This is a genomic window from Pseudomonas sp. GW821-FHT09H03 (assembly GCF_059415945.1).
In genome coordinates this window covers 22,925-35,975 of record NZ_JBWKOF010000022.1, presented here as the reverse complement: position 1 = coordinate 35,975, position 13,051 = coordinate 22,925, and the positions used below count along the sequence as shown (strand labels likewise).

General features: G+C 62.0%; 11 protein-coding genes and 1 pseudogene. 5 read left to right on the top strand and 7 right to left on the bottom strand.

Annotation, left to right across the window (positions count from 1 at the left end; translation table 11 throughout):
* Positions 1-109: 109 nt before the first annotated feature.
* Positions 110-961 (bottom strand): CAP domain-containing protein, encoded by an 852-nt coding sequence (locus tag AC07OG_RS24310; protein ID WP_495068300.1) that lies wholly within the window; start codon positions 959-961, stop codon positions 110-112.
* A gap of 145 nt (positions 962-1,106) precedes the next feature.
* Here AC07OG_RS24310 and AC07OG_RS24305 point away from each other — a divergent pair, with 145 nt between their 5' ends.
* Positions 1,107-1,727, top strand: coding sequence for a cell wall hydrolase (locus tag AC07OG_RS24305; RefSeq protein ID WP_495068299.1), 621 nt, complete (start codon positions 1,107-1,109; stop codon positions 1,725-1,727).
* 10 nt (positions 1,728-1,737) lie between these two features.
* On the top strand, positions 1,738-3,297 hold the full coding sequence (locus AC07OG_RS24300) for an ArnT family glycosyltransferase (protein WP_495068298.1): 1,560 nt from the start codon (positions 1,738-1,740) through the stop codon (positions 3,295-3,297).
* 55 nt (positions 3,298-3,352) lie between these two features.
* Here AC07OG_RS24300 and AC07OG_RS24295 read toward each other — a convergent pair whose 3' ends face one another.
* Genes AC07OG_RS24295 through AC07OG_RS24275 form a run of 5 tightly spaced genes read right to left on the bottom strand, consistent with a single transcriptional unit; the run spans position 3,353 to position 8,905 of the window.
* A complete protein-coding gene (locus AC07OG_RS24295) occupies positions 3,353-4,825 on the bottom strand; it encodes an aldehyde dehydrogenase family protein (RefSeq protein WP_495068297.1) in 1,473 nt (490 codons plus the stop codon).
* A complete protein-coding gene (locus AC07OG_RS24290; protein WP_495068296.1) occupies positions 4,818-5,645 on the bottom strand; it encodes an ABC transporter permease in 828 nt (275 codons plus the stop codon). The genes AC07OG_RS24295 and AC07OG_RS24290 overlap by 8 nt, the downstream gene beginning before the upstream one ends.
* A 1-nt stretch (position 5,646) precedes the next feature.
* Positions 5,647-6,564, bottom strand: a complete 918-nt coding sequence (locus tag AC07OG_RS24285; RefSeq protein ID WP_495068295.1) for an ABC transporter permease — start codon at positions 6,562-6,564, stop codon at positions 5,647-5,649.
* A gap of 31 nt (positions 6,565-6,595) precedes the next feature.
* On the bottom strand, positions 6,596-7,738 hold the full coding sequence (locus tag AC07OG_RS24280; protein WP_495068294.1) for an ABC transporter substrate-binding protein: 1,143 nt from the start codon (positions 7,736-7,738) through the stop codon (positions 6,596-6,598).
* Between the two features lie 39 nt (positions 7,739-7,777).
* Positions 7,778-8,905, bottom strand: coding sequence for an ABC transporter ATP-binding protein (locus AC07OG_RS24275; protein ID WP_236707800.1), 1,128 nt, complete (start codon positions 8,903-8,905; stop codon positions 7,778-7,780).
* 149 nt (positions 8,906-9,054) lie between these two features.
* Between AC07OG_RS24275 and AC07OG_RS24270 the strand changes: the two are divergent.
* A pseudogene (locus tag AC07OG_RS24270) lies at positions 9,055-9,177 on the top strand (DUF6124 family protein); the annotation flags it as partial.
* A gap of 142 nt (positions 9,178-9,319) precedes the next feature.
* On the opposite strand, the gene AC07OG_RS24265 reads toward AC07OG_RS24270, so the two are convergent.
* Positions 9,320-10,144: a response regulator transcription factor gene (locus AC07OG_RS24265; protein ID WP_495068317.1), complete on the bottom strand. Its 825-nt coding sequence runs from the start codon at positions 10,142-10,144 to the stop codon at positions 9,320-9,322.
* Between the two features lie 269 nt (positions 10,145-10,413).
* Here AC07OG_RS24265 and AC07OG_RS24260 point away from each other — a divergent pair, with 269 nt between their 5' ends.
* Both AC07OG_RS24260 and AC07OG_RS24255 read left to right on the top strand, forming a co-directional pair.
* On the top strand, positions 10,414-10,794 hold the full coding sequence (locus AC07OG_RS24260; protein WP_060540413.1) for a RidA family protein: 381 nt from the start codon (positions 10,414-10,416) through the stop codon (positions 10,792-10,794).
* Positions 10,795-11,026: 232 nt separating this feature from the next.
* A complete protein-coding gene (locus tag AC07OG_RS24255) occupies positions 11,027-13,015 on the top strand; it encodes a peptidase U32 family protein (protein ID WP_060540414.1) in 1,989 nt (662 codons plus the stop codon).
* Positions 13,016-13,051: the final 36 nt, after the last annotated feature.

Here is a 13,051-nt window from a genome sequence, read left to right as displayed (position 1 = left end):
AGAAATTTCCTTCAGAAAAATCTTTCTTTTAGTAAAAGTTTTTCGCTTTTTGACGAGTTCGTTGGCCACACAGAACCCCCAATGCAATCGCTTCGGGGGGCTATTGCCCTCACTGCGCCCCAAACATCGCCGTCCAGTAGATCCCCGCATCGCTCTTCGGATCGGTCGCATACGCCGCGCCCAGGTCGCGCATCTGCGGGTTCATCAGGTTGGCGCAATGCCCGGGGCTGGTCAGCCAGCCTTCGACCACTTTGCGCGCGCTGTCCTGCCCGGCGGCGATGTTCTCGGCGATTTGCTGGAAGTCGTAGCCGGCGAGCTCGGCGCGGTCACCGGGGGTGCGCCCGTCGCGGTCTTTGTGATCGAAGTAATTGTTGTTGGCCATGGACCGCGAGTGGGTCTCGGCGGCGCTGGCCAGCGTGGCGTTCCAGGTCAGTGGCGTGGCGGCGGCAAAGGATTGTGCGCCGCACTGGCGCGGCTGCGCGCGGGCGGTGTTGAGTTCGGCCAGCAGTTTCTGGCCTTCCGCTTGCCAGTCCCCCAGGCGCGCGCTCAATAACGGGCGTGCGACCACGATGCGCCAGTCACGGTCCTGGCGGCTGACGCCGACATCGACAAATTGCGGGTCTAGCACGATCTGGCAAAAACTCTCCTGGATCGCCTTCATCGCCGACGCCGCATCACGTGGTCCGGTAAGGCTGATCGCCTGCACGTTCTTCATGGGATAACCCGCGCTGGCCATGGCCTGCTGCAGATTGACGACGCTGGTGGCGGACAGCACCAGGCGAGGATCGGCGGACAGCGGCGGCAGCTCCGACGAGACCTGGCCGGCACAGCGTTGCAGTTGACTGCGGTAGACATTGATCGACTCGATCAATTGCGACTCGTCGCTCGCCACAGCGGTGGCGGTGAACACTAGGCCCAGTGACAACCCGGCCAGACGCACAGCGTTTGAGATGAAGCGCATGGAAATCCCCCTTGAGCTGAATGCGCCCATGATGCGCGAATTTGCCCCGTCAAAGGCAACGGATTTTATCCAGAAGTGTAGTGGGTGGAGTGCAATCATTTCACTACTACACTGGTTCGATACTGCCCTCGGAGTTTGCCCGACCATGCGCCTTGACTGGATAGCCTCCTGCCTCGTCGTCATCTTGTTCGCCACCTGCGCAATCGCCGCAGATCAGGAACAGCAAAAGCAGGCGGCCGAGAACAAGGCCCAGGTGCTTGAGCAAAAGGCCGCGCAGAGCAGCAGTCCCGCACCGGCCCCTGGGGCCGAAGCGATTACCCAGTCCGAAGTCCAGGCCGTGGACCCTGCCGGCGTCGCGCCGCTGGACGACGCGATCACCTGTCTGGCGCGGTCGATTTATTGGGAAGCCAAAGGCAAGGATTCGGTCGACATGGAAGCGGTGGCCAATGTGGTGATGAATCGCTTGGGCCACGGGGGTTTTCCGGACACCGTCTGCGGCGTGGTCAAGCAGGGCTCGGAGAGCAAAAGTTGCCAGTTTTCCTGGTGGTGTGACGGGCGCCCTGATTCGGTCCAGGAAGAAGGTTCGTATGCGCTGGCCAAGGAAATAGCGCGCAAGGCACTGAACAAACAGTTGCCGGATCGCACCGGTGGCGCCTTGTATTTCCATGATCGTACGGTCAGGCCGGACTGGGCCAGGCAGTACACCAAGACAGCGGATATCGGCCTGTTCCGCTTCTACAAACCCCGGGGCGGGTCGGCCAGGTAAGGAATAAAGCATGCGCAGATCTCTACCCTCGTGGCTTGAATGCCTGGGCTTGATGCTTCTGGCCCTGGTTTTGATTGGCGCAGGACTGGGCTGGCGCCAGGCGCAGAACGTGGAGGAAGAACGCTATCTGGGGGTCGCCCTGGAAATGCTGCAACACGGCTCGTGGCTGATCCCCCATCGTGCCGCAGAGATCTACGGTGACAAGCCGCCGATTTTCATGTGGGCGGTGGCTTTCTGTGTCTGGTTGACCGGCAAGGCCAGCATCGCGCTGTATATCCCGGGGTTGTTTTCGGCGGTGATGGTCACGGCCATGGTCTATGACCTGGGGCGCCGGCTGTGGAACCAGCGTACCGGGCGCATCGCGGTACTGTTGTACCTGGCGACCTATCAGACCTACAGCATTCTGCAAAGCGGCCAGATCGACAGCATTTTGATTCTGTTTACCTCCCTGGGCCTGTACGGTCTGGCCCGGCACCTGCTGTCAGGCCCGGCCTGGCGCTGGTTCTATGTGGGCTGCGCGGCCATGGGCGTCGGCGTGATCACCAAGGGCGTGGGTTTTCTGCCGGTGTTGATGCTGATTCCGTATGCGTATGCAGTCCTCAGGAAATGGCCGGGTGTGGTGGCCATGCCGGGTGGGGCACGGAAATGGTTGCTGGGCCTTGCCGTGATGCTCGGCGCCATAGCGGTGTGGTTGTTGCCCCTGGGCTTGTCGATTGCCCTGCATGGCAGCGCCGATGAAATGGCCTACGCCCGGGAAATTCTCCTGCGCCAGACCGCGGGACGCTATGCCGCGGCGTGGCATCACCGCGAACCGTCCTGGTACTTCTTTACCCATGTCATCGCCCTATACTGGCTGCCGTTGGTGTTGATGCTGCCATGGCTGGTGCCCGCGTGGCGCCGCCAGTTGAAAAAGCGCGATGGCCGGGTGTTGGTGCTGCTCGGCTGGGTGCTATTGGTCGTGCTGTTCTTCAGCTTCAGCAGCGGCAAGCGCGAGTTGTACATCTACCCGGCGTTGCCAGGCCTGGCGCTGGTGGCCGCGCCACTGATTCCTTGGATGCTCAAGCGCTGGTACAGGCGGCGTGCGCGTTTGCGTCGGGTATTTACGGCGCTGTTCGCGATCTGGTTCGTGCTGTGGTTCGCCCGGGGATTCTTCGTGCCGCTCAAGGATGGCGCCAATCCTGATCAGGCCATCATGGAGCAGGCAGCGACCGTGACCCACGGCGCCGATCTGGTATTGGTCAACTGGGAAGAAGGGCACTGGCTGTTCGCGCGCCAGCCGCTGGTGCATTTCGGCATGGACAATTCCTCGGTCGAGAAGGCCGCCCAATGGTTGCGCGAACATCCACAGGCCTACGCCCTGGTGCCCGATGATGTGCTGGGCCAGTGCTTCAATGCCGAAGCGGCCCATGCCCTGGGGGAAGATTCCCGGGCCCACTGGTCCATCGTCAGTGCCGCCGCCGACAACGGCAAGTGCCTTCCTGAGATGGCCGCCAAAGCCTATCGGTTCGCCTGGAAAGAACCCTACACGCCTGCGACGGCGGTGCTGCCGACGCAGGCGGCGAATCCTTGATGGGAAAGCGGGGTTGCTTATTGGTCGGGTTATTCAAGGCTATCTGTGAGCAGGACTATTTCATGTACCAGGCCCAAGGCTGGTCGCTGACATACTCGGTGACCTGCTTGACCTCCAGATAATTGTGCAGCCCCCATTGCCCCAACTCGCGGCCGATCCCGCTGTGTTTCATGCCGCCCCACGGTGCCTCGACGAAGGTTGGCTGTGAGCAGTTGACCCAGACGATCCCGGCACGCAACTGATTGGCCACGCGCGTGGTGCGTTGCAGATCGGCGCTCATCACTGCGGCGGCGAGGCCGAAGCGGCTGGCATTGGCCATTTGCAGCGCTTGCTCTTCGGTCTTGAAGCGTTTGATGCACAGCACCGGGCCGAAGACTTCTTCGCGCCACAGGATGCTGCTGTGCCCCGGCTCGTCGAAGATCGCCGGTTCCATGAAATAGCCTTCGGCCAGATGCGCCGGGCGCCGTCCGCCGGTGAGCAGACGGGCGCCGCTGGCCAGGCCCTGGTCGATGAAGCCGAGCACCTTGTCGTACTGGCCCTGGCTGACCAGCGGCCCGAGCAGCACGCCGGGCTGCATGCCCGGGCCAATGCTGATCTTGCGGGTTTCTTCCACCAGCCGTTCGATCAGGCGCGGGGCGATGGTTTCCTGCACCAGCAGGCGCGACGTGGCGCTGCACACCTGGCCCTGGTTCCAGAAGATGCCGAACAGTATCCACTCCACGGCGGCTTCGACATCGGCGTCATCGAACACGATGAACGCAGACTTGCCACCCAGTTCCAGGCTGATGTTCTTGATGTCCCGTGCCGCCGCCGACATGATTTTCGCCCCGGTGGGCACGCTGCCGGTGAAGGCCAGTTTATCCACCCCAGGGTGTTCGGTGAGTGGGCTGCCGGCGTCGGCACCGAGGCCGGTGACCAGGTTCAACACCCCGGCCGGCAAGCCGATGCGATCGGCGGCGGCCGCCAGTTCCAAGGCGGTCAGCGGCGTCAGTTCGGACGGTTTCAACACCACCGTGGCCCCGGCGGCCAAGGCTGGCGCGACCTTCCACGCGGCCATCAGCAGCGGGTAGTTCCAGGGAATGATCTGCCCGGCCACGCCAATCGGCTCGTGGCGGATGCGGCAGCGAAAACGCTCGTCCGGCAGGGCCAGCGGTTGGTCCTGCTGTTGATCCAGTTCCCGTGCCAAACCGGCGTAGTACCGGAAGCAGCCGATGGCGTCAGCAATGTCCCACTGCGCTTCGGGCAAGGGCTTGCCGTTGTCGCGTACTTCCAGTTCCGCCAGCGCTTGCTGGCCGTTTTCCAGCTCATCGGCCAGGGCCTCCAGCCACTGCCCGCGCTCGGCGCCGCTGGTCTGGCTCCAGCCATTGTCGAAGGCACGCCGGGCCGCACGCACGGCATGATCGACGTCTTCTTCAGTGCCGGCCGCCACACGGTGGAAGGCCTGTTCGGTGGCCGGATCGATCACATCCAGATAGCCGCCCAGGTCCGGGCTGACCCATTCGCCGTTGATGTAGAGCTGATCACGCATGGTGCGACTCCTGGACGCCGGTGCGGCGGTTTTGCAGATGGCGGGAAGTGAACAGCAGGGCCAGCGACACGCAGATGATCACCGTGGAAATCGCGTTGATCTCCGGCGTCACGCCGCGGCGGATGGAGGAAAATATGTAGATCGGCAACGTCGTCTCTGAACCGGCGACGAAGAAGGCGATGATGAAATCGTCGAAGCTGAAGGTGAACGCCAGCAGGAACCCGGCCATGATCGCCGGGCTGATCTGCGGCAGGGTGACGCGCCAGAAGGTGTCCATTGGAGGCGCGTACAGGTCCGCCGAGGCTTCGAGCAAGGCCTTGTCCAGGGAATCGACGCGGCTGCGCACGATCACCATCACCAGGGCCATGGTGAACAGCGAATGCGCGGCGATCACCGTGAAGAACCCCATGTTCAACTTCGGCACGGTCGGCAACCAGCTCGCCAGCAGCGGGTTGATCAGGTCGAACAGGCTGATGAAGGCAATCAGTGTCGAAATGCCGATGACGATGCCCGGGACAATGATTGCGCAATAGGTCAGGGCATCGAACAGCATGTGCACCTTGGCGCCGCAGCGCTGCAAGCCGAACACCGCCAGGGTGCCGAACAGCGTGGCAATTACCGCGGAACTCAGCGCAATCAGCGCGCTGTTGCCCAGGGCTTCCATGATGAACGGGTTGCCGAACGCGGTGCCGAACCATTGCACCGAGCAGCACTGGAACGCCAGGCCACTGCGCCCGGCGTTGAAGCTGAACAGCACGATCAAGGCAATCGGCGCGTAGAGAAACAGGTACAGCGAAGTTGAATAACTGCGCAGCCACATGTCACAGACCTCCGTCGGCAGGGCGGCCGCCGTAGCGCGCCACCAGTTTCAGATACACGCCGATGATCAGCAGCATCATCGCCACCAACGTCATGGCCAGCGCACTGCCGAACGGCCAGTTGCGCGATTGCAGGAACAGGTCGACCAGGGCGTTGCCGACAAAGAACACCTTGCCGCCGCCGAGAATGGCCGGGATCAGGAACTCGCCCATCAACAGGATGAACACCAGCATCACCCCGGTGATGATCCCCGGCGCGGACAGCGGCAGGGTGATCCGACGGAAGCTTTCGAAGGCACTGGCACCCAGGTCCGCCGAGGCTTCGAGCAGGCGCTTGTCGAGTTTTTCCAGGCTGACGTAGATCGGGAACACCATCAGCGGCAGGTAGCCGTAGACGATGCCGATCAGCACCGCCCAAGGCGTGTTGATCAGCCGCACATCCTCAAGGCCCAGGCTGGCCAGCAGCGCCGGGATGCCCTTGCCGCTGAGGATGAAAATCCAGGCGTAGGTGCGGATCAAAAAACTGGTCCAGAACGGCACGATCACCAGCGTCAGCAGCAGCGAGCGGTTCCTGGTGACCTTGACCGCCAGGAAGTACGCCAATGGATACGCCGCCACCAGGCATACCAGGGTGCCCAGCGGCGCCAGCATCAGCGTATTGCTGAAGGCCGCGCCGCGGGAGCCGAGGTTCAGGTAGTTGGTCAGGGTGAAGCCACCGGCGTATCCGCCCACGGCGCTGCGCTCACCGAAGCTGAAGACCAGGATGATGACCAGCGGCATCAGCAACAGCAGCAGGAACCACAGGGTCGAAGGCAAGAGCATCAGCAGGGTGATGCGTCGGCCCAGGCTGCGCCGTTGGCGCACCTCGACCGACAGGGCAAGGCCCGGCTGCACCGTTTGCGGGTGGGCGGCGGCGTTCATTGACGGCTCCTCATTGGCCATGGTCAAGCGATCAGGCGGACTTGAAACGCGCCATCAACTCGGCGCGTGCCGGACTGGTCAGCGTGGCAGCTGCTCCGAACTCCAGCGGGCTGAGGGCTTCGGCGGCCGGGTACATGATCGGATCGTTAAGCATGGCGCTCGGCAGCAGGGCGTCGACGCGCTTGTCGCCGCTCGGGTAGCCGTGGCTCAGCACTTCGAGCTTGTTGTGCTGTGGATCAAGCAGGTAGTTGATGAAGGCATACGCAGCATCCTTGTGCTCCGAGCTTTTGGGGATGGCGAAGAAGTCGCTCCACAGTTCGCCACCTTCCTTGCCCAGTTCGAACTGCATCTGCGGGTTGTCGCGGTGCAGTTGCGAAGCGTCGCCGGTCCAGGACATCGCCAGCCAGGCATCGCCGCTGCGCATCGACGGCTGGATGTCGGAGTTGATCGCAAACAGATGCGGCTTGGCCTCGATAAGCAGTTTTTCCGCGTCGGCCAGTTCCTTCGGGTCCAGGGAATTGAAGCTGTAGCCGAAACTTTTCAGGGCGTTACCGATGGCGGTCAACTGGTAGTCGTGGACGATCGTGCGGCCGCTGGCGGGGCCTTGGGCGGCGGCCCAGAACTCCTTCCAGCTGGTCGGGCCGTTTTTCAGTTTGCCGGTGTCGTAGAGCATGCCGGTGGTGCCCCAGTTTTTCGGCACCGCGTAGATCTTGCCGTCCACCGTGCCCTGGGCCATGAACTTCTGCTGGAACGCCGAGGCGTCGAAATTGGGAATGCGCGACAGGTCCAGCGGCTCGATCAGGCCCAGGCCGACGTAAGTACTGATGGTGTAGTTGGTGGGCACCAGCACATCCCAACCGCTGCCGCCGGCCTGCAGTTTGGCGAGCATTTCTTCGTTGGAGCCGAACACGCTCATCGACACCCGGGCACCCGTGGTCTTGCCGAAGGCGTCGAGGTTTTCCTGGCTGTGGTAGTTCGGCCAGGTCGCCAGTGACAGGCGATCACCCAGCTTGCCTTGTTCGGCGGCTTGCGCGGTGGAGGTCAGCAGGCCGGGCATGTTGGTGGCGACCACGGCGGCAGCGATGCCAAGGCCGGTGCGACCAAGGAACTCGCGGCGGCTGATCGAGCCGTTCTGCCAGCTGCGCAGGGTTTTTATAAAAGTCTTCTGGTCCATAGCACGCTCCACATCCGGTTGATGAAACGAATCGATGATTTACAACGCCATGGCCAGGCCATTGGCGTGATCCCAGCCGACGCGCACTGGCGCGCCGTGTTCGAATGCGTTGGCGCCGTGATCCTGCTGGCGCGGTACACGCACGCAGACCACGCCGAAGGCCTGGGTTCGCACGCGGTATTCGGTGGAGTTGCCCAGGTAGATGCGGTCCTCGACAGAACCCTGCAGCTTCACTTCCCGGGTCATCTCGACATTGGCGCCGGCGATGCTGATCAGCTCTGGGCGCACGGCGATGCAACCGGCAGTGTTGGCGCTCAGGGCTTTGCCGGTGGGGGTGAGGGGGCTGGTCAGTTCCAGCCCTTGCTCGGTGCGCAGCACCACGCAGTTGCCGTTGAGCTGGCGCACGGTGCCGTCGAACAGGTTGGATTCGCCGATGAAGTCAGCGACGTAACGGCTGGCCGGGGCTTCGTAAAGTTGTTCCGGGGTGGCGGTCTGGATGATCGAACCGTTGTGCATCACGCTGATGCTGTCGCTCATCGACAGGGCTTCTTCCTGGTCGTGGGTGACCAGTACGAAGGTGATGCCGACCTCGCGCTGCAAACGCAGCAGTTCCGATTGCATCTCCTTGCGCAGCTTGCGGTCCAGCGCCGCCAGCGGCTCGTCAAGCAGCAACACCGTCGGCTTGTTGACCAGGGCGCGGGCGAGGGCGACACGTTGTTGTTGGCCGCCGGACAGTTCACTCGGCTTGCGCTGACCGAAGCCGCTCAGGCGCACCATCTCCAACGCTTCATCGGCCATGCGCAGTTGTTGTTTCTTGTCCGGGCGCGGGGTGCGATAGCGCAGGCCGTAGGCAATGTTCTGCGCCACAGTCAGGTGCGGGAACAGCGCGTAATGCTGGAACACCATGTTCACCGGTCTTTTAAAGGCCGGTACTCCGGCAACGCTCTTACCGGCCAGGCGCACTTCGCCGCTGGTGGGTTGTTCGAACCCTGCGATCATGCGCAAGGTGGTGGTCTTGCCACAGCCGGAGCCACCGAGAAAGGAGTGAAACGAGCCACGCTGCACCGCGAAATCCAGGCCGTTGACGGCCTGCACATCGCCATAGCGTTTAACCACATTGCAGAATTCGATATCGCTTGGTGGGGTGTCGTTCACGCTGTTGTTCACGAGCAGGGCTCCCTTGCAGTGATGAATCAGTGCGTCGGGGGCCAAACTAGCAATCGGGGATTTGCGGTGTATATATCCCTTGGGGGATAGGAGGGGGATTGTTGTAGGAGCGAGCTTGCTCCGGGCGGTCTTCCGACGATGGGCTCAAGGCCAGCGATCTGGTGGATCATCTGGAGAGGAAAAGCCGCAATGCACTGCTGGGCATCGCGCAAGTGATCATGTTGGGTGAGTTGGCAGCGAACCGGGCCTTGGATCAGATTGAACCGCCCTGACCACAATCTCCAGATCACCGAATGACCTGTGGGAGCGGGCTTGCTCGCGAAAGCGGTGTGTCAGGCAACTTATGTGTCGGCTGAAATATCGCTTTCGCGAGCAAGCCCGCTCCCACAGGAGTTTTCTGTTGACTGACAGATCTCAGGCTTGCAGCTTGAGCCCGGGCGTCTGCAACGGATCTTCCGTCAACTCCCGGATAAACAATCCCAACAACTCCGACTGGCTGCCAATCCCCAGTTTGGCGTAGATATTCTTGCGATGAATCTTCACCGTGCCGGGGCTGATGTTCAGTTGTTCGGCCACCGAGGCGCTGGAGTGGCCGCGCAGCAGCAGTTGCACGATTTCCTGCTCGCGGCCGGTGAGGATGTGGGCGCCAAAATGGTCGAAGGCTTCGCGGATCTTGAAATCCAGGTCTTGCGCCGGGCGCGGTTGCTGGGCCTTGCGCAGGCGCCAGGCTTCATTGATGACCTGCTCGACCACCGCTTGCGCGCACTCGATCAGTTGCATTTCGTCCCGGCTGAACGCACAGCTGGCACTGGAGCGCATCAACGACAGCACCGCCATGGCGCCATCGCCCAGGTCGACGAAAAACGCCACTTCCTCGGCGAGGCCGGTTTGCTGGTAATAGGTCAGGAAGTACTCGCCGAGGTAGAAGTGGTCGGGGGCGAACTGGCGCAAGCGCCACAGCCCCGGTGCCTGCCCGCGGGTGCAGGCCAGGTAGAAGGGGTCGAGCAGGTAAGGCCCGCACTGGTAGTCGTCAACGTACACCGCACGCCTGTCCGCCGAAAACGTATCGAACAATGCCAGCGGCCGGTGATTGCCTTCATAGACAAACAACACGAAATGATCGACCGGGCAGATTTGCCGGAGCCAGTGGCTCAAACCCGACAGGCGCGGCTGCCCGGGAGGCAGGTCGAGCAGGTGGGCTACACCGGTGGTCCAGTGTTTCAGTTCCTTGGGGCGCATGGCGACTTCAGGCAGTTGGGGTCGCATTTAGATGCACAAAGTACGCCATGGCGGGTGGGAGCAAGCGGCGTGAGGTGGTGGGCGGCGAATCGTTGAAAAAGATGCACCACATCAGGGCTTGCGTGTTACCGAGTGCTACACGCCTGGGTAGCAAAACTCATCAAACAAGCGTCATGGATTTTTCCTGCGTGGTGATGCGCGGTATCCTGCCACGCATTGTCAGTCACCTCGCTGCATATGGCTTAACTACATCAAGCAAGAGAATCTCCATGGCCAATCAAGACATCACCTTCACTCCCGATCCCGATGCGGACTCGATTTCTTCCGACGTCGTCGGTTTCGCTGGCGTGCTGGTCTCCACCCAGATCCCGACCCGCGCCGATGGCAGCCTGGAACTGGGTGACATTACCCTGCAGAGCGAATGCACCCTGCAGGCGCTGAAGGTCGCGCTGGAGCGTGCCGGCAGCTCTATGGACCGCGTGATGCACCTGACCATCTACCTCACCGACATGGCCGACCGCGCCGCGTTCAACGAAGTCTACAAGCGCTACTTCGCCAAGCCATGGCCGGTTCGCGCTGCTGTCGGGGTTGCCTCGTTGGCGGTGGAAGGCATGCGCGTGGAAGTGACCGCGATGGCGGCCAAGGCCTGATAGCTGCGATACACGCAAATCCTGTAGGAGCGAGCATGCTCGCGAAGAGCATAAGGGCGACCTGGGCATACAGGATGCCCGCGTCATCGTTGACGTCCATCGCGACCGTGCTCGCTCTTACAGGGATTGGCGCAGGTCAGGTTAGAAACACCACCTGGCAGCACAAGGTGCCGGTTGGGCGTTTCACCGCTACAATGCACGCCTCGACCGTGACAAGCCTGACTAAAAAAATATGTCCCTGCCCAAGCATCACCTGGAATTGCTCAGCCCCGCCCGCGATGTGGCCATTGCCCGCGAGGCGATCCTGCATGGCGCCGATGCCATCTACATCGGTGGCCCGAGCTTCGGCGCGCGCCACAACGCCTGCAACGAAGTGAGCGAAATCGCCGAATTGGTGGAATTCGCCCGTCGTTATCATGCGCGGGTGTTCACCACCATCAACACCATCCTGCACGACAACGAACTGGAGCCGGCCCGCAAGCTGATCCACCAGTTGTACGATGCCGGTGTCGATGCGCTGATCGTCCAGGACCTGGGAGTGATGGAGCTGGACATCCCGCCTATCGAGCTGCACGCCAGTACCCAGACCGATATCCGCACCCTGGAGCGGGCCAAGTTCCTTGATCAGGCTGGCTTCTCCCAATTGGTTCTGGCTCGCGAGCTGAACCTTCAGGAGATCCGCTCCATTGCCGACGAGACTGACGCGGCCATCGAGTTCTTCATCCATGGCGCCTTGTGCGTGGCGTTCTCCGGTCAGTGCAACATCTCCCATGCGCAGACCGGGCGCAGCGCCAACCGTGGCGACTGCTCCCAGGCCTGCCGCCTGCCGTACACCCTCAAAGACGAAAAAGGTGGGGTGATCGCCTACGAAAAGCACCTGCTGTCGATGAAGGACAACAACCAGAGCGCCAACATCCGCGCCCTGGTCGAGGCCGGCGTGCGCTCGTTCAAGATCGAAGGGCGCTACAAGGACATGGGCTATGTGAAAAACATCACTGCCTACTATCGTCAGCGCCTCGACGCCGTGCTCGAAGACCGCCCGGACCTGGCCCGAGCCTCCAGTGGCCGCACCGCGCACTTTTTCCTGCCTGACCCGGAAAAAACCTTCCACCGTGGCAGCACCGATTATTTCGTCACTGACCGCAAGATCGATATCGGCGCCTTTGACTCGCCGACCTTCACTGGTTTGCCAGTGGGAGTGGTCGAGAAAGTCGCCAAGCGTGACATGCAGGTCGTGACCCACGAGCCGCTGTCCAACGGCGACGGCCTCAACGTGCTGGTCAAGCGTGAAGTGGTGGGTTTTCGCGCCAACATCGCCGAACCCAAAGGCGAATTCGAGGAGGACGGCGAGAAGCGTTATCGCTATCGCGTCGAGCCCAACGAAATGCCGGAGGGGATGTACAAGCTGCGCCCCAACCATCCGCTCAATCGCAACCTTGATCACAACTGGCAACAGGCGTTGCAAAAGACCTCCGCCGAGCGTCGCATCGCTTTGAGCTGGGTTGCTCGCCTGCGTGAAGAACAGCTGGAATTGACTGCTACCAGCGAAGAGGGCATCAGCGCCAGCGTCACCCTGGCTGGCCCGTTCGGCGCCGCCAACAAACCGGAACAGGCACTGGAGCAATTGCAGGATCTGCTCGGCCAACTGGGTACCACGCAATACCACGCCACTGACATCAAGCTGGACGCACCGCAGGCGTACTTCATCCCCAACTCGCAGCTCAAGGCCTTGCGCCGTGAAGTGATCGACGCCTTGACCCAAGCGCGGATCGCCGCTCACCCGCGCGGCAGCCGCAAGGCCGAAACCACGCCACCACCGGTGTATCCGGAGTCGCACCTGTCGTTCCTGGCCAACGTCTACAACCAGAAGGCCCGGGACTTCTATCATCGCCATGGCGTCAAGCTGATCGACGCGGCCTACGAGGCTCACGAGGAAACTGGCGAAGTGCCGGTGATGATCACCAAGCACTGCCTGCGTTTCTCCTTCAACCTGTGCCCGAAACAGGCCAAGGGCGTCACCGGTGTGCGCACCAAGGTCGCGCCGATGCAATTGATCCACGGGGATGAAGTTTTGACCCTGAAGTTCGACTGCAAGCCTTGCGAGATGCACATCATCGGCAAGATGAAGGGTCACATCCTCAACCTGCCGCAACCGGGCAGCGTGGTGGGGCACATCAGTCCCGAAGACCTGCTCAAGACCATTCCTCGCGCGCCCCACTAAGACCTTCGGGCGCGCCGCAACGGCGCGCTCGGCTCC